At 60.0% G+C, this 21,798-nt stretch carries 26 protein-coding genes; all 26 read right to left on the minus strand.

Annotated elements, in window-relative coordinates:
- Window positions 1-116 precede the first annotated feature (116 nt).
- On the minus strand, window positions 117-587 hold the full coding sequence (gene recX, locus LVD08_RS23415) for a recombination regulator RecX (RefSeq protein WP_247269375.1): 471 nt from the start codon (window positions 585-587) through the stop codon (window positions 117-119).
- A gap of 8 nt (window positions 588-595) precedes the next feature.
- Window positions 596-1,654 carry a recombinase RecA gene (gene recA / locus LVD08_RS23420; RefSeq protein ID WP_003222269.1) on the minus strand — a complete coding sequence of 353 codons (1,059 nt, stop codon included), beginning with the start codon at window positions 1,652-1,654 and terminating at the stop codon, window positions 596-598.
- Window positions 1,655-1,737: 83 nt separating this feature from the next.
- The gene (locus tag LVD08_RS23425; protein ID WP_096795871.1) at window positions 1,738-2,238 is read right to left on the minus strand and encodes a CinA family protein; all 501 of its coding nucleotides are present in this window, start codon (window positions 2,236-2,238) and stop codon (window positions 1,738-1,740) included.
- Window positions 2,239-2,306: 68 nt separating this feature from the next.
- A complete protein-coding gene (locus LVD08_RS23430; RefSeq protein ID WP_247269376.1) occupies window positions 2,307-2,825 on the minus strand; it encodes a lysis system i-spanin subunit Rz in 519 nt (172 codons plus the stop codon).
- Window positions 2,804-3,370 carry a glycoside hydrolase family 19 protein gene (locus LVD08_RS23435; protein ID WP_115988093.1) on the minus strand — a complete coding sequence of 189 codons (567 nt, stop codon included), beginning with the start codon at window positions 3,368-3,370 and terminating at the stop codon, window positions 2,804-2,806. The genes LVD08_RS23430 and LVD08_RS23435 overlap by 22 nt, the downstream gene beginning before the upstream one ends.
- Window positions 3,371-3,484: 114 nt before the next feature.
- Window positions 3,485-3,931: a phage tail assembly chaperone gene (locus tag LVD08_RS23440; RefSeq protein WP_247269377.1), complete on the minus strand. Its 447-nt coding sequence runs from the start codon at window positions 3,929-3,931 to the stop codon at window positions 3,485-3,487.
- A complete protein-coding gene (locus tag LVD08_RS23445) occupies window positions 3,932-4,819 on the minus strand; it encodes a gp53-like domain-containing protein (RefSeq protein WP_123587011.1) in 888 nt (295 codons plus the stop codon).
- A gap of 145 nt (window positions 4,820-4,964) precedes the next feature.
- The gene (locus LVD08_RS28070; RefSeq protein WP_274621276.1) at window positions 4,965-5,432 is read right to left on the minus strand and encodes a tail fiber assembly protein; all 468 of its coding nucleotides are present in this window, start codon (window positions 5,430-5,432) and stop codon (window positions 4,965-4,967) included.
- Window position 5,433: 1 nt separating this feature from the next.
- The gene (locus LVD08_RS23455) at window positions 5,434-6,987 is read right to left on the minus strand and encodes a phage tail protein (protein WP_247269378.1); all 1,554 of its coding nucleotides are present in this window, start codon (window positions 6,985-6,987) and stop codon (window positions 5,434-5,436) included.
- Window positions 6,988-6,998: 11 nt separating this feature from the next.
- Window positions 6,999-7,598 carry a YmfQ family protein gene (locus LVD08_RS23460; RefSeq protein WP_123587013.1) on the minus strand — a complete coding sequence of 200 codons (600 nt, stop codon included), beginning with the start codon at window positions 7,596-7,598 and terminating at the stop codon, window positions 6,999-7,001.
- Window positions 7,586-8,629 (minus strand): baseplate J/gp47 family protein, encoded by a 1,044-nt coding sequence (locus tag LVD08_RS23465; RefSeq protein ID WP_123587014.1) that lies wholly within the window; start codon window positions 8,627-8,629, stop codon window positions 7,586-7,588. Before LVD08_RS23465 ends, LVD08_RS23460 begins: the two co-directional genes overlap by 13 nt.
- Window positions 8,619-9,017 carry a phage GP46 family protein gene (locus LVD08_RS23470; protein ID WP_007964342.1) on the minus strand — a complete coding sequence of 133 codons (399 nt, stop codon included), beginning with the start codon at window positions 9,015-9,017 and terminating at the stop codon, window positions 8,619-8,621. Before LVD08_RS23470 ends, LVD08_RS23465 begins: the two co-directional genes overlap by 11 nt.
- On the minus strand, window positions 9,017-9,526 hold the full coding sequence (locus tag LVD08_RS23475) for a phage baseplate assembly protein V (protein ID WP_247269379.1): 510 nt from the start codon (window positions 9,524-9,526) through the stop codon (window positions 9,017-9,019). Before LVD08_RS23475 ends, LVD08_RS23470 begins: the two co-directional genes overlap by 1 nt.
- A 137-nt stretch (window positions 9,527-9,663) precedes the next feature.
- Window positions 9,664-10,713, minus strand: coding sequence for a phage baseplate assembly protein (locus LVD08_RS23480; protein WP_183781429.1), 1,050 nt, complete (start codon window positions 10,711-10,713; stop codon window positions 9,664-9,666).
- 3 nt (window positions 10,714-10,716) lie between these two features.
- Window positions 10,717-11,952, minus strand: a complete 1,236-nt coding sequence (locus tag LVD08_RS23485) for a DNA circularization protein (RefSeq protein WP_247269380.1) — start codon at window positions 11,950-11,952, stop codon at window positions 10,717-10,719.
- Complete coding sequence (locus LVD08_RS23490) at window positions 11,939-13,936, minus strand: hypothetical protein (protein WP_247269381.1); 1,998 nt, start codon at window positions 13,934-13,936, stop codon at window positions 11,939-11,941. The genes LVD08_RS23485 and LVD08_RS23490 overlap by 14 nt, the downstream gene beginning before the upstream one ends.
- A gap of 130 nt (window positions 13,937-14,066) precedes the next feature.
- The gene (locus LVD08_RS23495; RefSeq protein ID WP_003222226.1) at window positions 14,067-14,363 is read right to left on the minus strand and encodes a phage tail assembly protein; all 297 of its coding nucleotides are present in this window, start codon (window positions 14,361-14,363) and stop codon (window positions 14,067-14,069) included.
- Window positions 14,360-14,707 (minus strand): phage tail tube protein, encoded by a 348-nt coding sequence (locus LVD08_RS23500; protein ID WP_007964335.1) that lies wholly within the window; start codon window positions 14,705-14,707, stop codon window positions 14,360-14,362. Before LVD08_RS23500 ends, LVD08_RS23495 begins: the two co-directional genes overlap by 4 nt.
- A gap of 67 nt (window positions 14,708-14,774) precedes the next feature.
- Window positions 14,775-16,271 carry a phage tail sheath subtilisin-like domain-containing protein gene (locus tag LVD08_RS23505; RefSeq protein ID WP_247269382.1) on the minus strand — a complete coding sequence of 499 codons (1,497 nt, stop codon included), beginning with the start codon at window positions 16,269-16,271 and terminating at the stop codon, window positions 14,775-14,777.
- Complete coding sequence (locus LVD08_RS23510) at window positions 16,271-16,450, minus strand: DUF2635 domain-containing protein (protein WP_027611066.1); 180 nt, start codon at window positions 16,448-16,450, stop codon at window positions 16,271-16,273. The genes LVD08_RS23505 and LVD08_RS23510 overlap by 1 nt, the downstream gene beginning before the upstream one ends.
- The gene (locus tag LVD08_RS23515) at window positions 16,447-17,031 is read right to left on the minus strand and encodes a phage tail terminator protein (protein ID WP_247269383.1); all 585 of its coding nucleotides are present in this window, start codon (window positions 17,029-17,031) and stop codon (window positions 16,447-16,449) included. The genes LVD08_RS23510 and LVD08_RS23515 overlap by 4 nt, the downstream gene beginning before the upstream one ends.
- 172 nt (window positions 17,032-17,203) lie before the next feature.
- Complete coding sequence (locus LVD08_RS23520) at window positions 17,204-18,232, minus strand: phage late control D family protein (protein ID WP_247269384.1); 1,029 nt, start codon at window positions 18,230-18,232, stop codon at window positions 17,204-17,206.
- 9 nt (window positions 18,233-18,241) lie between these two features.
- Window positions 18,242-18,454 (minus strand): tail protein X, encoded by a 213-nt coding sequence (locus LVD08_RS23525; RefSeq protein ID WP_096795852.1) that lies wholly within the window; start codon window positions 18,452-18,454, stop codon window positions 18,242-18,244.
- Entirely contained in the window at window positions 18,447-18,830 is a 384-nt protein-coding gene (locus LVD08_RS23530; RefSeq protein ID WP_047601251.1) for a phage tail protein, read from the minus strand. The genes LVD08_RS23525 and LVD08_RS23530 overlap by 8 nt, the downstream gene beginning before the upstream one ends.
- Window positions 18,830-20,956 carry a phage tail tape measure protein gene (locus LVD08_RS23535; protein ID WP_247269385.1) on the minus strand — a complete coding sequence of 709 codons (2,127 nt, stop codon included), beginning with the start codon at window positions 20,954-20,956 and terminating at the stop codon, window positions 18,830-18,832. Before LVD08_RS23535 ends, LVD08_RS23530 begins: the two co-directional genes overlap by 1 nt.
- A gap of 128 nt (window positions 20,957-21,084) precedes the next feature.
- Window positions 21,085-21,666, minus strand: coding sequence for a phage tail assembly protein (locus LVD08_RS23540; RefSeq protein WP_247269386.1), 582 nt, complete (start codon window positions 21,664-21,666; stop codon window positions 21,085-21,087).
- Window positions 21,667-21,798: the final 132 nt, after the last annotated feature.

A 21,798-nucleotide genomic window follows, 5' to 3' on the forward strand; every position in this document is an offset into this window, starting at 1 on the left:
GAGGCCCCCCCCCCCCCCCCAGCCCCCCCAGCGCGCACGGGAGCCACCAAAGGTAATTGGAAGGAAAAAAAGCCGCCCCGCTATTTCCATAGCGGTCCGTTTCTATTTAAACCGATTTAATCGTCCATGCTTCTGCCGCTGAACAAGCGGTTGATCATCTCCATCGAAAAACCCCGATAGGCGAGGAAGCGGCCTTGTTTGGCCCGCTCCTTGGCGTCAATCGGCAAGTGTCCGGAGAACTTGCGTTTCCACGTCTCGCGAAGCTGCTCCTGCCAGTCGATACCGCTTTCACGCAGGGCGAGTTCGATATCGGCGCGTTGCAAACCACGCTGACCCAGCTCTTCGCGAATGCGCAAGGGGCCATAGCCGGAGCGGGCACGGTAGGAAACAAAGCTTTCAAGGTAACGGGCTTCGGAAAGCAGCCCCTCTTCCGTCAATCGGTCGAGGGCTGTTTCGATCATTTCCGCCTCAGCGCCGCGCTGACGCAGTTTGCGCGTCAGTTCGACTCGACCGTGCTCGCGTCGAGCGAGCAGGTCCATGGCGGTTCGCCGCACCGCGACGAGGGTATCGAGTACGGCGGTGGTCATCGCTGCGATCAGATATCAGCGTCAGCCAGGTCGTCTTCGGTCTCTTTGACCGCAGAAGCCTTGGAATCGGCGATCACCGCTGGCGACAGCAGTTTGTCACGCAGCTGCTTCTCGAGCTTGGCAGCGACTTCCGGGTTGTCTGCCAGGAACTTGGCCGAGTTGGCCTTGCCCTGACCGATCTTGGTGCCTTCATAGGCATACCAGGCGCCGGATTTCTCGACGAAACCGTGCAGCACGCCCAGGTCGATCATCTCGCCATTGAGGTAGATGCCCTTGCCGTAAAGGATCTGGAACTCGGCCTGACGGAACGGCGACGCCACCTTGTTCTTCACAACCTTGACGCGGGTTTCGCTGCCAACCACTTCGTCGCCTTCCTTCACCGCGCCGGTACGGCGGATGTCGAGACGGACCGAGGCGTAGAACTTCAGCGCGTTACCACCGGTGGTGGTTTCCGGGCTGCCGAACATCACGCCGATCTTCATGCGGATCTGGTTGATGAAGATCACCAGGCAGTTGGCGTTCTTGATGTTACCGGTGATTTTACGCAGCGCCTGGGACATCAGACGGGCTTGCAGGCCCACGTGCATGTCACCCATTTCGCCTTCGATTTCAGCCTTCGGTACCAGTGCCGCCACCGAGTCGACGATGATCACGTCTACTGCGTTGGAGCGCACCAGCATGTCGGTGATTTCCAGTGCCTGTTCGCCGGTGTCCGGCTGGGACACCAGCAGGTCGTCGACGTTGACGCCCAGCTTGCCGGCGTACTCAGGGTCGAGGGCGTGTTCGGCGTCGACGAATGCGCAGGTCGCGCCGGCTTTTTGCGCCTGGGCGATCACGGACAGTGTCAGTGTGGTTTTACCGGAAGATTCAGGACCGTAGATTTCAACGATACGGCCTTTTGGCAGACCGCCGATGCCGAGTGCGATGTCCAGACCCAGAGAGCCGGTGGAGATAGCCGGGATCGCCTGACGGTCCTGATCGCCCATACGCATTACGGCACCCTTGCCGAATTGACGTTCGATCTGACCCAGGGCCGCAGCCAAGGCTTTCTTCTTGTTGTCGTCCATTAAAGTCCTCACGTAATCAATAAGGCCTGACGGCCAACACCTGTATAAGTAGCCAGTATTATTCCACAGCGTTCGCGGATCGCCTACCCCTGATTTTCGATTTCTCGTGCCGCTAGTCGCAACAGCCCCTCTAGCGCGGCCTTCACCGTTTGTCGGCGGACTTCATCGCGGTTGCCGGGGAAGTGCTGAACCTCACTGGAAACCGCATCGCCCACGCCCCAGGCCAGCCACACCGTGCCCACCGGTTTGTTCGGTGTACCGCCATCGGGCCCCGCCACGCCGCTGACCGCCACGGCAAACCGCGCCAGACTGTGCTTCTGCGCACCACGCACCATCGCCTCGACGACTTCGCGACTGACCGCACCCACCGTGCCGAACAATTCGGTGGGGACATTCAGCTGCCGGGTCTTCTGCCGGTTGGAGTAGGTCACGTAACCGGCCTCGAACCACGCCGAGCTCCCCGGAATCCGCGTGATCGCTTCAGCAATTCCGCCACCGGTGCACGACTCGGCCGTGGTGACGTGGGCGTTGAGCAACTGCAAACGTCGGCCGAGCTCGGCAGCCAGTTGAGTGATCTCTTTCACGGTGCGCTCCGGATCGGATGGAATGACTACCACCGTACACGACCCGGTTGCGCTTTCAATACACAGACTCATTCAAAATGTTCGGGCGCCAGCGCTCTGACATAGGCCTGACAGGCCTGCAAGGCAATCAGTCCGCGATCGCCGGTGTCGGTGATGGCGATAATTCGTTGAGCATGCGCCGGGTCAAGTCGGGCGCGTACGGCTGCATGATCCACGCCGCCGGGGCCGGTGGCGGCTGGCACCCCGCAGCCTTGGGCAGTGTCGCCGGCGTCGATGAGGACTGACAGGCGCAAATCAGCAGTGGCAAGACGATCGCGCAGGCGATCCTGATCACGTTGGGCATCACTGAGTGCTCGATAGTGGGTTTGTTCACTGGCCGCGAGGCGTTGCTCAAGGGCCAGACGTTTATCCTGCTCGACCTGCTGCGCGCTGGCTGCGGCCACATTCAGCTGATTGAGAGTGTCGGCGTTTAACCGCGCCTGCTCCGCCAGTTGTCGCCCGTAACGCCAGTCCTGAAACTGCCAGGCCAGCGCAGCGCTCCCCAAAGCCAGCAACAAAGCGCCGACTACGCGCCAGGAGACGGACATAGCACCGCCCTCGCCCGCGCCCAGATATCCAGCCGATCCTGCAGGCCATTCAACCCGCCGTTGATTCGGCGGGTGATGCTGTTGAACTGATCGCGGTCGGCCAGATCGTTCAGGCCGTTCTGCTCCCAGAACCATGCCGCCGATTCCGCTGCCCATTGCGGTTGCTCAAGCAATTCCGGCAAGGACAGCAAGCGCTCGTCGCCGAACAGGCCGAGGCTGCACTGCCGATAGTTGCTGCGCCCGGTGATCTGGATCAGCCCGCGACCGCGGTACTTCTGCCCGTCGCCGTCGGCCTCGGGCGTGTTGCCCAGACGTAACGCCAGCGTGCCAGTGTCGTATTTGCTCAGGTACTGGTTGTTGCCCAGCTCGCGCACGTATTGCAACTGGCCCGACTCGTGACCGATCTGCGCAAGAAACGCAGCGATACGTTTTGGCGAGTCGATATGTCGGCGATTCATTGCGTTATTCAGTGCAGAAACAAAAACGCCCGCTTGGGAGCGGGCGTTGGGCATGATGGTTTTAAGGTTGTCTTCGGTTATTTGCATAATGCGTAATCCTCCCTGGATGCTCCGATTGAATCATGGATAAGAGCGAATGCTTGCCAGCCATTTTTTTCCGGAGTTTTCAGGCAATAGTGGCTTTAATCAGTTGCTACTGTTTCATCCTGCAGCAGCCAACCACCCCGGAGCCACCGGTCGGTGCTCGCTGAACGGAAAGAATGATCCTTGCGGCCAGTCTCGCAGCGCACGACGATAAGCCTGCAATTGAGCGTACTGCTCGGTGGTCAACGTGGTGCCGTCGCCATCCTCAAGTTCATCCCGGTCGCGCGCCACCAACCAGTCAGAGGCGACCAATTGTGCCGTGCGCCAAGAGCGCTCGGCTGCAGCGGCTTCATCCGACGAGGGCGGCGGCGGGTCAACCAGAATCGGAAAACCATTGTCGGCACGCACACCAATCATTTTTGGAGTGACTGCCAGCTGCTGCAGCAGGGAAATCCAATAGCCCTGAGGAATTTCAATAACGTCGTCAGGGATGTCCGACGAGTTGATACCCGGCACATATGCGCTGCACGTGCTGGCGCTGAACAAAACATTGAAAGTGTTCATTTAATAACCCTTTGCAAAATAGTTCACGGACCAACCCACACTCACTTGACCGGCAGAATTACGGATTTTCAGCGTGCAGCCCTGCTGGCTGAACGCGGTCACTGCGACCATCGCCGCGTCGCCCCCCGAATGGGTTGCCACAACTGAGAAGTAGCCTCGCGGAAACGGGATCGGAAATGTCACATACACATTACCGTCAGCATTCGATACTCCCGAGCCCCACTGATCGATATTCCCACTGGCGTGTTTCTGATACCCAGGGTTACTCACAAGCCCGGAGAACAGCGCGGCATATTTCAGGCTTGCCGTTCCATAAACCGTCCAGATGCCGCTCTCTTTGACAAAGTTGGCACTTTCTCCGCTGTTCATCACAATCGAAGTCAAATAGGAGCCTTGTGGACTGATCTGTGCTCCGGCTTTGCTGGCAACGGTGACCGGGGCACTGTTGCGACAGTGCAGGCCAATCGTCGCGCCATCCGGTACTGAGGCTGCGTCAGGTAAGGTAACGGTATAGGCAATTGTTCCTCCCATTCCGATCGTGCAACCGATATCAGCGACCGACAGTTGCGTTGCGGTGGATATTCCACGTGCACTTGCGTAACTGCCCAATGCACGTTGAACAAACTCAGCAGTGGCTACTGACCGACCTTTATCAAACTGGGGGGCGGTCAAAAACAGCGCTGGACTGCGAAGTGCGCCAAGCAGTTGATCATTGGCCGCCTCATCCGGCGTAATACCCGCTGCCTGCACGACACTCAAAATCTCCTGCGTTACTCCATTGCCCCACACGGCGGGAATCAACGAACCCGGCGCTCCGCTTGTAGGGTTTTCATCCACGAACCTGCCGTTGACCAGTCCGATATTGGGCACACTCTTTGGATAATCCATTTTTGTCTCCGGCTATTACTGAGTCGACGCCGAGTCGCGCACACAGCCTGTCCTGTCCCTTGAACGCATTTGCAATAAGCAAATTTCATTGGCGACTTGCATACAGTTTCCAGGCCTGACGCACTCGGCTCCTGCACAAAAGCATTCAATCAGGCTGCGGTGGCCAATCGATCGCACGAGGGAAAGTGGGCTGAGTTTCGACCCTGGAAAGCAGTACCCGGTACTTTCTCCAAAGATCCAGTTGTGCCTGAGTCGTTGGCAATTGCGTGACTTCTGCGTCCGTTGCCATGCCCAGTGCCACGGAGTCCTGAAGCGTGTTCACGTCACCCTGCAACTTCGTGATCATCGACGAGGCCAATGCTGAAAGTCCGGAGGATTTCATTCGTACTGCATTTTTCAGTGACTCTTGATCAGGTTCGGCGATGTCGCCGTATTCCAGCGTAATCGCTCGTTCAAACAACTCTCGACCGTGAGGTTCAGGATCTTTCGGGGAAGCCGTAAATGGCACTTCACCCAATGAGTCCCTGGTCTCTTCGAAGGTAACCAACAGGTTTAGCGAGGTATGTTCCACGTCGTTCCAGCAAGGCTGACGTGCACTCAGAATTGTCATCATTTCAATAAACTCTCAGGCATAGAGTGGTGGAGTCCGGACTGGCACCGTCCGCGTTTCGGATAGCGCCCATAATTCGCCAAGTGCCGGCAGGTGCTCCGCCCCAGGCAGTACCGTCGGTGGCCGTGAACCGGCAATTGACACCGGCAGCGAGCCCCCCCGTGCCTGTAGCACCACCACCGCCAACGACCAGCAAGGCATAAGAGCCGACCACCCCGGCCTCTGCGGTCGATTGCGCGGCAACCGCTTTGGGATTACCGATACCATCGGTCCAGATGCTACCCAGATCGGTAGCATCGACCTGTGCGCGCAGAGAAGTACCATCAGCCGCCCAACCAATCATTACCGTATTGGTCGACTGGAAGTTTCCGCCGCCTTGGCGAACCGGCGTAAACCCGAGACGAGGTTGCAGCAGATAAACACCGTTATCGGAAGTCCGCCGCATATAGGGCTGATTCGGGTCGTTACTGGCAAACCCTGCCCAAGTAATGCCATCACTCAGAACTCGAGCATTGACTTGTCCGGTGATCTCGGCACGGGTCATGCCATCTGTGATGCCATAGCCAGCCAGTGTCGAGGCAGTTTTCGCCAGCATCACAACTTCGTTGTTGTTTTTGTTTCGCATATACGGCGAAGCGGAACTACCACCTGCAAAACCGGCCACCGAACACGCATCCGAACCGATCTTGGCGTCCAGCAAGGCATTTGTTGCCCCCTTGCTGTAAACGTCCGACACGTTGGCCTTGGTGCCTGGATCAAAGTTGGCCGAGCACCACAGGTTGCCAAAACTCGTGGCATCTACCTGGATCAGGATGTTCTTGCCATCCCAGCCAATGGAGACCGAATTGCCAAGTTGCCCGGCACCAGTGCCTTGTTTCACAAAGGCACTATTGGCAGCCACTTTGGTATAAGCATCCGCAATTCCGTATCCATCAAGCGTGGTCGGATTAGAGCCGGCAGTCACCTGCCCGCGTGCATTGACCGTGACCTTGCGGTATTCGCCGGATGCAACCCCGGTGTAACCCGCCAGTAATTCAAACGTCAGCGCCGTGGTTCCGACCTTGATTGGACCCGGCGTGGTCAGTTGCCAAAGACGGGACTTGTTCACTACGCCGTCATCGGTCGCAATGATAAAACTGCTGGTCACTTGATAGTCTTGAGCCGCATCCACTGCACGCGACCATGAGCCGACAGCCACCACGTAAACACCGTTTTGCGACGCATTGGGCTGATCCTTGACCAGCACTCGATCGGCTACGGCAAGTTGTACTCCGTCGATGTCTTGCAAGCCGCTGAGGGCAATCGCTCCCGTTGTCGCGACCCGCACCGAGTTTTTGAAATCATGCGCAGCAAAACTCTGGATGGCCTCCAGCAACTGCGTTGAAACATCTTCCTGTGGCTCCATCCCCGCCGCTTTGATCACGTTCAGGATCTCTTGCGTAACGGCATTGCCCCAGGTCGCCGGGATCAACGACCCCGGTGTTCCCGCCACCGGGTTTTCGTCCACAAACTGTCCATTCACCAGCCCGACACCGGGGGTGTTTCTTGGGTAATCCATACTTCTAACCTCTATTCATAGTTGATGTGCACGTGGGTATGCGCAGGTGCACTTCGGTGGATAAGGCATTCCAGGGCACTTCCCGGGTTCACGCCAAAGCGCTCGCCCCAGTAACTGGCGCCAAAACGGCGGCCGATGAATTGCCGCCCGCCGGTATTGAGGGTCCACATGAACTGCGCCTGCCAACTGCCAAAGTGCCCGATACCAAAACGTGAGCGCCCCATTCGCGGCGCCCTCAACTCAGTAACACTGGCGTTGGGGTAGCCTTGACTTCGGGCAATTTCAACGAAATAGCCAATGGTCTGGCTGCCGACTGCGAGCAATCGTCGGCGCACGGCCAGACGCCGATCGTCAAACAACGGTTTCTGTCCCAGGCAGGGGTCAGGCAAATTCATGACCCGCTCCCAGTCCGGTACCAGCTCGCTGACTCCGGCAGGATCCATTTCGTTCTGCAGGTCAACGGCGCGGGCGTCCAGGCGTGACAGCTCCTGAGAAATGCCCTCAAGCACTGCATCCAGTTCTGGTACTCGCTCTGGATCCCAGGCTGGACCACTCGGCATTAAGTTGCGCAACTGGGCCTGATATTGCGCCGGAGTTCTTATGCCTCCCATACGCAGCCCCCGAAGGTCAACAATTGGTTGGCGGTTGGCACGACGTTGCCGACGGGAGCAAACAGTTGGTGGTCGTATTCGCCGGTGGCACTGCTGATTGCTTCGCGGATGTGACTTTGCAGCAAGGTCTCGCCCAGACCGGCTTCCCGGTTGTGCAAGTCGCGCAGCTGCGCTTCCACAGCCGCGCGCACGGCGCTGGTATCCGGGTTCAAGCGCATTTTGTAGGTGACGGAGACTTGCTCCGGTGCCAGCACGTGCAACTCGGCTGTTACCGGACGCAACGGATCGATATAGGCCTGAACTTCGGCCAGTTGTTCATCCCCGGGAATCGGCTGGGGATCGTCATCGCGCATGATGAACAGGCTGACAATGCCCAAACCACCATCCCCGCCACGACACCAGGCCCGCGTCACACCCGGCACTTCCAGCGCCCAGGTTTCGTAGTCGCTGGCCGAACCGCCGTGGGGGATCACGCGATAAGAGCGGATCACCCGCGAGCGCAACGACTCCAGGCTTTCTCGCGCCACGCCGCCACTGAGGCCGGGCGCGAGCACCACAAAACTGTTGCCGACTACACCGGCGATCGGCTGCACCGGGTTCAGCGCCAGACCGGCGTCGGCATTACCGAGGCTGCCAGCGTCGAGCGCAGCAATCGTGGTGGTGTTGCTGCCATTGACGGTGGTGCGCGCGGCGGTGACTTTGTAGGTACGGCCATCGCTCGCTTGCAGCAGCGTGTCGACATCCAGCACCGCACCGGCGGTCGCGGTAAAACTGACGCTGCCGGTGGCGACTTGCGCCGGTTTGCGTGGCTGGTTCAGGCGCAGCGCGGCGATGCGTTCCAGGGTCGATTCGTCGGCCTTGTCCGGCAGGATCTGCTCGGCGATCCAGTCGAGATAACCGTACAGACCATAAGCCGCGCCACCGAGTGTGCGGGCCAGCACTTGCGCATCGGACTGGCGCAGCGAATCGCCGGCCAGGTCGCTTTGGGTGCGCTTGATCAGCACCGGCAGCGAAGGGGTTTCAAACGGCATAGATCACCTGCCAACTGTTATCGGGGTTGATGTCCAGACGTTCGCCATCGGCCAGGGTCAGGACCGTGCGCAGGTTCAGGCGCTGGGCGTCGAGGCGTTCGCTGATGATGTCGATGGCGCTGCAGTGGCCGTCGTCGATCAGCCATTGCAGGGCTTCGCGGGCATAGAACTCGGCGTCCATCTGGGTCTGTCGGGTGAGCTTGACCCGACGCAACAGCCACAGCCGCGAACCGATGCGATCGTCGGCGACGGTGGGAAAGCTGTCGCCCCACCAGCCGAAGCGCTCCTCGTCGTCGAGGGCGTCGTCATCGGCGGCGCGGCGCCAGGTGAACAGGCTGATGAGCACGGCGCGAGTCAGTGCGGCGTGGAGGTTCTGGCTGACAAGCATTATTTGCCTCCTGCCGGCGCACCGGTCTGGCCGCTACCGGCCTGCACGCCGACGTGCACGTGTTTGATCTGGCTGATGCCGCCGGCGAGTTGGTCGCCGCTGGAAACGATCTTGCCGGTCTGGTTGATCACCGGCGTGTCGAAGTTCACCGCGCTGCTGGCGCGGATGTTCAGGGTGGCGGTTTCGATGTCGATGATCCGCCCGCGCTTGAAGTGAATTTTGTCGCCCTCGTCGGTGTAGATCGCCACTTCGCCAGAGGCCAGCGACTGCAAGCGATAGCGGCGGTCGGCGACCACCAGGGCGATGGCGTGAGACCGGTCACCGCCGAGAAACGTGACGATGCCTTCGGCGCCGGCCAGCGGGTTGCTGGTGAAACCATAGGGTTCGAAGTGCTCCATGTCGTCGTTCACCTCGCCGGCGGTGAGGCGCATTTGCAGCGATTGCAGCTTGGATGCCGAATGGGCGAGCACGACAGTGCCGCGCGCCAGCAGGCGTGTCAGTAGGCTCATGAATTGTCCTCAGGGAGCAGACCCGACACGGACAAAATGTGGGAGCGGGCTTGCTCGCGAAAGCGGTGGGTCAGTCAATGGGATGTTGGACCTGCCGACGCTTTCGCGAGCAAGCCCGCTCCCACAGGGAATGGGTGTCAGGCCTGGGTTTTTTTCGGTGGGATGGGATCAGGATCGAAGGTATGCGGTGGCGCCACTTGCAGCGTGGTCACCGAGCCCTGCGCCGAGAGCGAATACGTGACTTTGGAAATCAGCATGTCGCCGTCAAAGCCGAGTACCGGATCCGTGACCTTCACCAGCGTGTTGTGGCGCCACAGATCGCCATTGGCCTGACGCCAGCCCTGCACCTGATAGGTGGTGGTCTGCGCCCGGCCCATGCGGGTGGCGCTTTCCCATTGGGCGCGTTGCTGGGCCAACTCGAACGTCAGCGCGGTGCCCTCGTTGATGATCGTGGTGCGTCGGCGCTTGAAGCTCAGATCAGCCGCGCTGGATTGAACCTCGCTGACAGCCGCCCCGCTCTTATTGTCCGAGCCTTTCTGCTGACCGATCACTCGGTATTCAGAAAACACCTGGCTCTGATCCATCGGCGCGTTCGCCGACAGAATGTTCTTGCCCAACTCCAGCGCGTCACTGGCCCGACCACCACTACCGGGCTTGGCCAGCACCAGCCGGCCCTGCTCGTCATCGGTGGAAAACACCCGGAACAGCGAGAGCAATCGGTCGATCGACTGGAACACTGTTTCGCCCGGCACGATGGTGTGTTTGGCGAGCCGCGCGGTCTCGGGAATTTCGTTGACCACGTACAGCGAGTATTCCGCCGCCAGAGCCTGGACGATGCTCAGCAGCGGTTGCTCCTGCCATTGGTTCGGCCGGTTGGTGGCTGCGCAATCGACCAGATCCTGAGTCTTGGAACTGCCCTCGATACTCAAGCTGATCTGGCGTCCGTCATAACTGATCGGCGCCTTGAACACGTAGCCGGTGAGCACCAGGTCCTGGCCAATTTTCACTTCGCACGGGTCACCCGGTTTGATCCGTTGATCCACCGTCTGCCCCGGCCACTGCCAGGTGATGTCGAGTTTGAAGGTGCGGAACTGGCGCTCAAGATCGGCGGTGATTTCCACACTTTTCCAGCCACCGTATTCCATGTTGTTGACGGTCAGCGTGACATGGTTATCCATCTCGCTCATGACTCACTCCCTGGACACTTTTACGTCGTTGGGAGAAAAGCCCGGATGGTTCATCGCGTTGCTCTGCGTCACTTGAGTCACCCGTGTGGCATCGGCAAATTGCTTGTAGGCCACCACCAGCGCCGGCAGGCTTTCCTGAAACGATTTGGTGACCTGGCGCACACCGGATGACGCCACTGCCTTGAGATGCGCAATCAGCGCTTCCTTCACATCGTTAATTGCCTGGTGATGTTTGGGATCGGCCTTGTCCAGCATCGGGTCAATTGCCACCCCGACCGCCTTCTGCAGTGCTTTCATTTCTTCGGTCACCGGCACTTCCTGACGAGTCACCGGTTGATCCGCCTGATGCGCCACCGAAGGTGTCGACGACAGCTTCACCGCCGGAGTCGCCACCGGCATCGACGCCACCCATTGCGCGACTTTGACCAGCACCGTGTCCTGCACCAGATCGGCCATGGCTTGCGCCGCCGCGTTGGTGTCCTTACCGGTGGTGATCTTCGGCGCATCTGCCTTGCGGATGGCTTCGAGTTGTTGGGACACGTCGGCAATCACGCCACGGTAGCCCTCCTTCGCGAATGCCTTGAGCTCCTTGATATCGCCGAGCAAGCCCTTGAACTCCGCTGCCACTTCCTTGGGCAACTCCTTGACCGCTTTGACCAGTTCGGTGATCTGCCGATACTGCTCGATCAGCGGTTTGAGCTGCTCTTTGATCACCTCATACACGCCGGTCAGGCTGTTGCGCAGATTGGCGATGCCGATCCGCGCAGCCTTGATCAACGTCATCGCCTGCTCGAAACGCGCCACCGCAGAACCCAGCAAAGTGTCAGCCTTGGCCAACAGAACTTTTTGCGTACTGACCGTGGCAGTCGGAAACGGCAGCGGCCGGTCCGGGTAAAACTTCAGACTGAACGTCACCAGCCCGCCGTCCTGGCGGGTGTGGGTCATGTCGCATTCGCCGACCTTGACTTGCAAGCGTCCGAGCCACGGATGCACCAATTCACCACTGCCCGCCTCCAAGGCCTTGAGCAGCTTGTCGCGCTGCTCCAGGCAATCGGCGCCGATGATGAACGCCGTGATGTCGTGGGTCTTGGCCTGCTGGCCGAGATCCTCGAAATACGGCAGGTCGCGTTGCGGGTATTCGTGCAACTGACCTTTGCGACCGACCGGAGTTTTCGCCTGATCGATCCAGAATCCGACACCGCGAAACGATGCCGGCAACAAACGGTCACGCCAGTTCATTGGAACCTCCTGCCGACAGCGAGCGATAGCCGATGCGCGAAGACAGCGCCAGGCCCGGTTGATTGCTTTGTGGTTGATCGGTGCGCAGCCCCGCCGGTGCATTTTCGAAGCGCACGGTCAGGCCGCCCTCGAGTTGCGTGCGGTTGTTGGCGGCACTTTGCTGGATCAGGGCGCTGGAGGTTTGTGGCAGCGAACTGCTTAACTTCGGGGCACCGGCAGGCGCTGCCGGGGCGGTACCGGTGAGGGTTGCAAAGACACCGGAGAAATTGCCACCGAACAGTTCTTTAAGCTGCCCGAAAATCCCTTGCAGGTTTTTCCACATGTCGCTGAACCAGGTCAGTACCGGCTGCCATTTCTGCTGGATCGACTCCAGCGGCGACTGGCTGAACAGATCGCCGAAGAAGCTCTTCACCACTTGTGCATCCGTGGTCAACGATGCCCACAGACCGGAGAAGTACGCGCTCACGCCATTCCACTTCGCCATGACCGCTTCCACAGGCGCGCTGCCAAACAGGTTTTGAAACTCGTCTTTCAACGGCTGGGCTCCAGCCCTGAGTACGTCCCACAGCGCGGAAAAAACCGGCGCCAAGGGTTGCCATGCCGATTCAATCATCGCCACCGGCGATTGCGTGAAGATCGATTTAACCTGCTCCCACTGCGCCGCGGCGTTATCGGCAACACCGCCAACAAGATTGCCAAACACATTGTTCAGCGAACCCCAGGCGTCAGTAATCGTCTGCACTGGCGACCAACTGAACTTCGCCTTGAGCGCGTCCACACCGGCAGCAGCTTTGGCCTGTGCGCCAGCGAAGAAATCACTGACGACATTGCTCGCGGTTGCAAAAGCCTTGCTCATCACTTCACTCGGCGAGAAATCGAATTTCGCCCTGAGCCTGTCGATACCCGCTTGCGCATCCGCCATGGTGCCAGCGAAGAAATCACTGACAACGCTACTGGCCTTCGCCAACGCCTTGTTCCACACCTCACGCGGTGAGAAATCGAACTTCGCCCTGAGCTTGTCGATCCCTGCTTGTGCATTCGCCATGGTGCTGGCGAAGAAATCACTGACAACGCTGCTGGCTTTCGCCAACGCCTTGTTCCACAGCTCACTCGGCGAGAAGTCGAAGGCCGCCGCGAGCTTGTCAGTGGCTGCCTGCGCTTTCGATACCAAGCCGTTGTAAATATTGACGACGCTGTCGACGCCGGCAAAAAATTCCGCGCTGATCTCTCCCCACGTTTTGCTGATCAATGCGCCCATCGATTCGATTGCCTGCGTGGTCGCCGCAACTCCAGCGTTGAATTTCGTCGAAACGTAGTCCCACATCCTGCCGAAGAATCCGGAAATCGACGCCCAGTTTTTGGTAATCAACCGTGCGCCAATCACGATGATGGCCACCGCTGCCGCGATAGCCGCCGCAATCAGCCCGATGGGCGAGGTCAGAATCCCCAGCACCGCGACCAGCCCCATCGCCCCGACCGTGACCACCGTAAACGCTACGGCAGCGGCCGCCAGCCCTTCGACCAGATACGGATTGTTGGCGACAAACTGGCCAATCGAAGTCATTACCGGTGTCAGCGCCGTGACGATGCCGTTAACCGCCGGCAACAACGCCTGACCGATTTTCAGCGAGATGTTATCCAGCGCCTTGTTGAATTTTTCCAGGTTGGCCGAGGTTTCCCCCTGGACCACCTTCGGCACTTTAAGGCCCTTGAGTGCCCTGGCTTTCTTCGCCAGCGCATCCTGCGCTTCGATGGCTTTTTTGATGCCGTCCTGAAACGGCTTGAGCAAACCACCTTCGGCAATGAAGCCGGCCACGTCCAGCGGCTCGAGGCCGCTGTCTTCCATGCTTTTCTTGAATGCTGCGACCTTGCCGCGCAGCCCCTTCATCTCGGTCTCCATTTTCTCGGCGCCCTTGAGCACCACGAGCATGTTGACCGTGACGGGAAAGTTCTGCGGGATCAGGCTCAAATTTGTATTCGCCATCACTGCACCTGCTGCATCGCATTGATCCGTTGCGCGTGCTCCAGCGATTCGCGGAGCACATCCAGTGGCCTGGCCATCATCTGTTCGGGGTCAACCTTCCAGAACCAGGCCAGGTCATAGGCGACTGCGATCAGGTCGGTGATGGCTCCGACGCCGCACTCATGAAAAAACTCGCAACGGCCCAGCTCAGCGCGTTGAGGTCAGCCAGATCGAGCTGGTTGACCGACGACGGCGGGATGCCGGCGCACACGGCGATGTATTTGGCCGCCACGTCCATGTCGAGGCTGACTTCTTCGCTTTTGTCGATCTTGTACGGCAGCGCCTTGATCGCTCGCACTTCCTGCACCGTCGGACGGCGCAGGACGAGTTCGGTCAGGGGCTCGCCGTGAGCTTCGATCGCAACCTGAAGCTTCACGGCGCCGCTCATTGCCAGGTCCCCTTGATGCCTTCGAATTTCAGTTCGATGGTGGCGTCATCGCCCTTGGAAACCGGCTCTTCGACCAGATAGGCACCGGCCAGCACGTAGACTTTGCCGTTGCTGAATTCGCAGGTGACGGTGATGTCGGTGCCTTCGATCAGCTTCTTCAGCGGAAAGTCGGCGGTGTGCAGCGCGGTCACTTTGAAGGACGGCGCGACGTCGGTTTCCTTGTAGAAACCCGGTACGACGGTTTCGCGTTTGACGGCCATCAGCGGGGCTTCGCAGCCGCCGTTGATAGTCAGTTGTGCACCGTCGACTTTGACGTAGCAGGTGCCTGCAATCACTTGACCCATGGTGTTACTCCCTTCAAATAAAAAAGCCCACCGGAGTGGGCTGAATGCTTACGGCCAAACGCGGCGATCAGGCCGCGTCGTCGTATTGCAGACGGAATTGGTTGAGCAGTGCGAACACGCGCAGACCGTTGACGTAATCCGGCGGGAACAGCACGTTCACGCGGCTCGGATCCTGTACGTCGCGCTCGACGATCAGGTGCTCGGCGAACAGCTCGGCGTTCTCCACGTGGCCTTCCAGTTCCAGCTTGGCGTACTGCGCGATCAGCTCGCCGCGAATGGTCGCCGGAGTGACGATCGGCTGGCCGGCGCCGAAACGGGTGCCGTCGGAAGCCAGTTTGTGCCGGCCGTACTTGCTGGTGATCACGCTTTGCAGACGACGCACGATGAACGCCGACTGGTGCATGGTTTCGCTGTCCAGATAGGAGTTGTCGGCCTGACCGTGAGCGTTCTTCTGGTAGGTGGTGATCGAACGCTGAATGCGCACGTAACCGCCTTCGTAGTACGCGGTGGCAATGCCGTAGTTGAGCAGCGACTGACGCTCGGTCAGGGTGAATCGCTCGCTGGCCGGCGCCGGATCAACACCCGGCAGGCTGCCGCTTTGGGTCGGACGGCTGGCGTCGGCGGAGATGAACACCGCGGTGCGCGCAGCCAGTGCTGCCGCCTGGACCCAGAACGGTTGCGGTACGCCCGGCTCCAGCGCCTGAATGGTCATGTGCTGGTCGTTGCGTGCCTGGCCAGCAGCAACCAGGGTGCCGACGGTGCCGCGCTTGGCGCTGTAGACGTGACCGAACAGTTGCTTGGCCCAGGACCAGCGACCGGTGCTGTCATCCATCACTGCTTGCCAGGTATTGAGGGTCGACAGATCCGACCACGGCAGTGCGATGAACTCGAACGGCTCGTCGCCCAGCGCAGCCACAGCTGCGACCTGATCCGGCACACCGGCGCCGCCGGTCATGGCGGTGATCGCGGTGGTCAGGCCGGCCGGGGTTTCTTCGCCGTTGCTCTTGCCCAGACGATTGAACTGCAGGCTGATGTCGTTAGCGCTGTCGCCGGTCCATTTGGCGGTCAGGGTGACCACACCTTCGGCAGCCGCAGCGCTGACCGGCAGATCGGCGGTGGCGTTGATTTTCTGTGCCAGTGCGGTGGCCGCCTGAGCAGCGGTGGCACCGTTGACCACGGTGGCCTGCACCCGCACACCAGCGACGTACAAGTTGAGCACGCCAGCCTGAGTCGCGGTGCCGGTCAGGGTCAGCACGCCTTTGGCGATGGCGCCTTCAGTGTTGTGCAGCGGCAGGCACCAGATCTCGCCGATCGGGTCGGCCTTGCGGAAGGTCTCGTACATCGAGGCGAGCATCGAGCCCTGACCGCCGATGCTTTTTGCCAGCGCGACGCTGGAGACCAGCACCAGTTTGCCGACTTCGGTCGGGGCGATGTTGTCATTGACCTGAGCGACGATCAGACGGCGCATGGCCGAAGTCGCGCTATTGGCGGCCGAGTTGTCCATTTCGGCATAGAACAGCGGTACACGAATGTCCGCAGGGATGTTGCTGAATCCGATCGCCATTATTTGGCTCCCTGTGCTTTGACTTTTACGGTTTTGAGAGTGATATCGCCGTCGGCCAGACGTCGGCGCCACCAGGCGCTGTCCAGCACTTCACGGCCTTCTTTGGGCAGCAGATCGCCCGCTTCCGGGTCAGGCACGGCACGGCCAGCGGCCGGCAGTACGGTGATGCGATTGCTCATGGGGTTACGTCTCCAGAGAAAGTCATTTCCACGCGCCCGTCAGGGCCCGGGTGTTTCAGATTGGGGTCGGCCGGGTCGATCGCATCGACCCGCACGGTGACCCCGGTAAAGGACGACAAACCGTCCAGTTCACGTTCGTGCCAACTCTCCGCAGGCTGACTCGGCAGATTGCGGCCGAGCTGGAACTCGGTAAAAAAGCGCAGCCGATAGAAGGCCCGGCTGCTGTTGATCGAGACCATCTCGCCGCCGTCGTAGACGATGGCGCTGTAGTCATTGCCCGGTTTGAATCCCACCAGCGCGCGCCACAGTTCGGCGCGCAGGTCGTGCAACAGATCCAGCGCTTTTGTGCTGTCGCTGGCGTCGAGCGCCAAGACGATTTCGAAGCGGTCGCGGATCGGTTGCGCGGTGAGGTTTTGTGCGGTGCTGGTGCTGGCGAGATCCGCCAGGGGCAGAACATGGGCCGAGGGTGTCGGCAGATCGGCATTGCCTTGCAGCAAGGCCAGATCGACACCCACCGCAATGTGGTTGGCAAGGCTTGGGCATTGCCCACGCAGCTGCGTGAGGATCGGGGTGATCTTCATGGTGGTGTTCCAGAGTTGAATGAAAAGCGGTCTGCAGAACACTGCAAAACCTGTGGGAGCTGGCTTGCCAGCGATGGCGGTGGATCAACCGGCATCTCTTTTGAATGGGTTGGCCTCTTCGCGGGCAAGCCCGCTCCCACAGGGATCTTCATCGCAGTGACAAAGCGGGGAATCAGTCCTTGGCTTCGGCTTTCGGGTCGAGGCACGCGGCATCGATCACGCAGCGATAGCTGTTCTCGCGATTGCCGCTGGCGGTGACTTTTTCGATCGACCAGCGCCCACGCATGAAGTCGGGCCAGGTCTCATCGAGCAGCACAAGGCCTTCGGCGGCCAGCAGTGGATTGCCGGGGCAGGTGATTTTCACCTTGTATTTTTGCCGGAGCATCTTGCGCACTTCGCCTTCGCCGACGGCGATCGCATCGGCTTCGCTGGGTTGTTTCTGGCGCAGGGTCTTGAACGGCGCAAGCCCCGTTTCAACCCAGCGCAACACGCCGGCAGCACCATCCCAGAAACAGGTCTTGCAACCCTTGGTCTGCTCGCGGGCAGACTCCTCCAGCGTGGCGCTGACGAACGCGTGATCGCCGGGACGGTTGTTGCTGGTCACCGACAAGGTCACGTCCGCCAACACCTGGCCCGACAACGATTTGGTCTGGCCGGGACGGGCCAGCACGTACACGTCGTTGTAGGGTTTGGTCACCGCGTTGTACTTTTTCGCCAGGCGCGTCAGAAAGCTCATGTCGGTTTCGTTGGACTGGTCGACGTGCTCGATCCTGATCATCGCCACCTCGGGCGCAACGCGCGGTGAAAAGCCATGGCTCGAAACCAGTTTGCGAAACAGCGCACCCAAGGTGGTCGGGCCATGGCTGGCCGTGCGACGTTGCTTGAAGCCCGTTTCGTCATCCTTGCTGAACGGTGCCGCCGTAGCCACCAGCGTCAGGCGAAACGGGAACAGCGTCGGCGTCAGGCGCGTCACTTTGAACTGGCCCCTGTCGACCATTCCCGACTCCAGATAACCGACCTCAAGGCCGATTTTCCCGCCCAGATCCGGCAGCCCTTCGAGGCCTTCAAGATCGATCGTCAACGTCAGTTGATCGGACTCGAAACCGGCTGCATCGATGTGTTCCCAACTGATCAGGCGTTGATTGAGCAGGGCCGAATGGGCCCCGTAGAGTCTTACCGCCGGGGTGAAACCCAGTGCCATGCAACCTCCTTAATCCCAGGCCGTGAGCGGTTTGATCGTGGCCGGTTTCGAGTCGAGTTCCGGCAACGTGACCCAAACACCCGCCGGCAGGATCGGGCCGTGTTCGGCCAGGGTCGGGTTGAGTGTCCACAGAGCTTCTTCGGCGGCGTCATCACTGCGCCCGGTTTCGCGGTAGAGCAGCAGATTCACTGAATCACCGGCCACGCTTCGTACCTTACGCATTATTGAACTCCGTTAATCCGACCACCCACTTGATCACCATCGCGGTGCCGTCATCGATGACCTCGCTCTGGTTTTCGTCGATGCTGTTGATCCGCCACAGACCCCAGTTGCGCCCGATACCGTCAATCAACGGCAGCGGCACACGCTGTGCCTGAAGTGCGCGCAATTCATCGAGTCGATCCATGGCCACGGCATACATCGAGGTGCCGCTGATGGTCAGCGATTCCGCTTTCTGCCCGGTCTGACTGGACTTGGGTTTGCTGGTCAGGATCTGGATGTCGCTCCAGCCACCGTCGGACTTTCGCGCCAACGTGCTGTAAGCAAAGTTGCGCGACAGGCCGAAGATGAAACTGCCTAGAGCCATTTGTTGTTTCATCAGTCGACTCCATCGGTCAGGGCTGCGTCACGGCGGGTGGCGAGGCTGTTGGTGTTCATCAGTGGAATGAATTCGTTGCTGAATTGGGATCTCAGGTGAAAGTCGACCAACTGACCGATCTTTTCCACACTGCCCGGGTCGCTGCAATACACCTGAACTGTGGGCGCGTAGGGGGCTGGCACGGTGGGCGCCGGGGCGCTGGCCAGCGCCTGACTGACCTGAGCCGGTGCTGCGAGTTTGTCCGGTGGGGTACTGCCGAGTTTTTCACCCAGAAGGGAACCGCCCTCACTGCCCAGCCAACCGCCAAGCAATCCACCGAGAAGGCCGCCTATGGCCATGCCGGGTGGGCCACCCAAGGCTCCGAGTGACGCACCGAAAGCAGAGCCTGCAAGAGCGCCGGCCATTCCACCGCCCGCTGCGCCGACGCTTTTGGCTATCTGGGTTTCGTCACCAGTGGCCACCCCGGCCGCCAGGCCTGCGAGGGCAGCGACAGTTTTTACAGGCCAGGGCATTGCGCGTGACAGAGGGCGCATGGCAGCGGTGGTCGACTCCAGGAGCGGAGCCCGCACCCGCGAAGTTTGCTCGAGGATCTTCAAACCGCTGCCAGCAGCGGCGGCCCCCGCTGTGCCGGTGGCGGCGCCGGTGAAAACGGACAGGCCCTTATCCACGACTTTCTTGCCAACCCGGCCTTTGATATCGCTGCCAATGGCATCGAGCGCTTGATCGAACAACGGTTTGAGAAACGCGCTCACCGTCAACACCACGCCAGCAGTTTTCGGATAGGTTTCAGTCAGTTCACTGAGCTTGTCGACCCCGGCAGAGGCCAGCGAATCGCTGGTGGGTGCCAACGCGTTGCCTTTGGCGACGGCCAATCGTTCGCTACGGGCATTCAGAATATTCAGCTGTCCTTGCTGAGTACCGGAAAGCGCCAGGGCAGCCTGTTTTACCGACCCTTTCTCGCCCAGCTCCGACGTCGCGTATCGCTGCTTGTCCTTGACCTGCCAGAACGTCTCATTAACCTCGCCGAGGTTTTGCGAGAGCTTCTGCGCAGCATCACCGCCATCGGAGAACAACGTCCTGGCCAACACTGCGCGTTGTTCTGGCGGTCTGGCGTTCAATGCGGCCAACACTGTCAGCAACGCACCTTGCGCATTGTCCTTGTTCGGATCACGCATCGCCGCAGACACGGCCTTGGGATCGAGCCCCAGTTGTTTCCACGCACCCTGTTCGGCGACTGAGACCTGGTCTCCCTTGCTCAAGGCTGTGGAAATGCTCTTCAACGCGACGCTTGCTTCACCTTCTTTCGTTCCGGTGTTCAGCAAGGCTGCCGACAGCGCTGCGGCTTGCTCGGGTTGCAACCCCGCAGCAATTGCCGTGTCGCCGGAATGCTGCAACACCGAGCCGATGTCTGCCGCGTTTACATCTCCGGGCATTTTGCCCAAGTGGTGAGCCGCATCTGCCAGATCGATGGCCTGATCACGGGTCAGTTTCATCGAGGTACGCCAGGCCGCCATCATCTCGGCGACTTGTAGCGCAGGCACCTTGAATGCTGACGCGGTGAGCGCAGCGTCATCGGCAAACTTCAGCAGTTCGAACTGCTTGTCCGAGGCATTGGGCAAGTCGATGCCAATCCCCGCCTTGGCACCCAACGCCGCGGCATTGAGCAATTCAACCCCGGTGGTTCCTCCGGCAGCCACCAACGGCGCACTGGCCGTGATCAGGCTTGCCTGAGCCATTTCCTTGCCCTGAACCGGAGTCAGTCGAGCGACTTCGCTCAGGTTCGCAGCGGCTGTGTCCATCGCGACAGCGGCTTTGAGCAACTCGGGAGGGGCGGCGCCAGCTACCTTGTCTGCAGCCTTCTGCGCGGAAGATCCGCCGTCGCCATTGACCGCGCTCTTCGACAAAGAACGTTGGGTCGCCAAGGTGAGGATCAGCGAATCGATGGCTGCAGTCAGCGAAACGATTCGGTCACTTGCCGTGCTCAACGCTTGCCTCAGATCGGTGACCTTATCCCGATCCAGGCCTGCTGTAGTCGTGCCCGTTGCTGCAGTGGTCAAGCCGATATTGCGGCTCGCGGAATCCGTGCTCTCACCGGCGTACATGAGCGCGTTTTTACTCTCTGCCATGCCGCTCTACTCCTGTTTCACGCCAAGGCGAGTGATCGCTATGTCGTAGCGGCGCAACGCCTTTTCGGCGTCCCATTCCAGAATCTCCGCTTCACTTACCGGGTAAATGAGCGGGACGATATCGAGGATTACTTCGATGTCGCGTTCCGAAAGTAGGCCGCCGGCTGGTTTAAAAAATCGTCGATGCGCACCTGCAATTGCGTCCAGTCAGGCACGCTCAGCTGGGCCAGATCGGGGATCATCAGACCGGTGCAGTGGGCAGTGATGAACTCGGCGCGTTCCTTGGCCGTTTTCAGTTTCTTCATCACTTTGGTGGCGCGCAGTGCCGGCATTTCCAGCGACAGCGAGGTCACGGTGCGACCGGTCACGGCGAGCGGTTGCAGCAGTTGCACCTGGTCAGGATCGGCGGGCTTTTCCGCGTCCTCGACCTGCTCCAGAAAGTACGACGCCGGACGGGTCGACATCTCGTGCACGTACTGGGCGATGCTCACGTAGTCCGGGCGTTTGAGCTGGTCGAGCTCCTTGACCGACAGGCCGGTGGCGAGCAGCGCCAGTTCGAAGAACTGATCGTCTTCATCATCGCCGGCGCGTTCCAGCGCTTCTTTCTGTGCGGCGTAGAACAGTGGCTTGAGCTGAATCTGCTCGATCTGCGCGCCGTCGTCACCGGTGATCGGCGACAGCAGGTCATGCTTGGGTGGCATCCACGACATGTATGAATTCCTTGGTGATTCTTTTTTAGGGGGTGTCGCTATTCCCTTGTAGGAGTGAGCCTGCTCGCGATAGCGATCTTTCAGACACATTGATGTTGCCTGTGCTGACCTCATCGCGAGCAGGCTCACTCC

Source organism: Pseudomonas sp. YL2, assembly GCF_023063025.1.
Classification (GTDB): Bacteria; Pseudomonadota; Gammaproteobacteria; order Pseudomonadales; family Pseudomonadaceae; genus Aquipseudomonas; species Aquipseudomonas putida_A.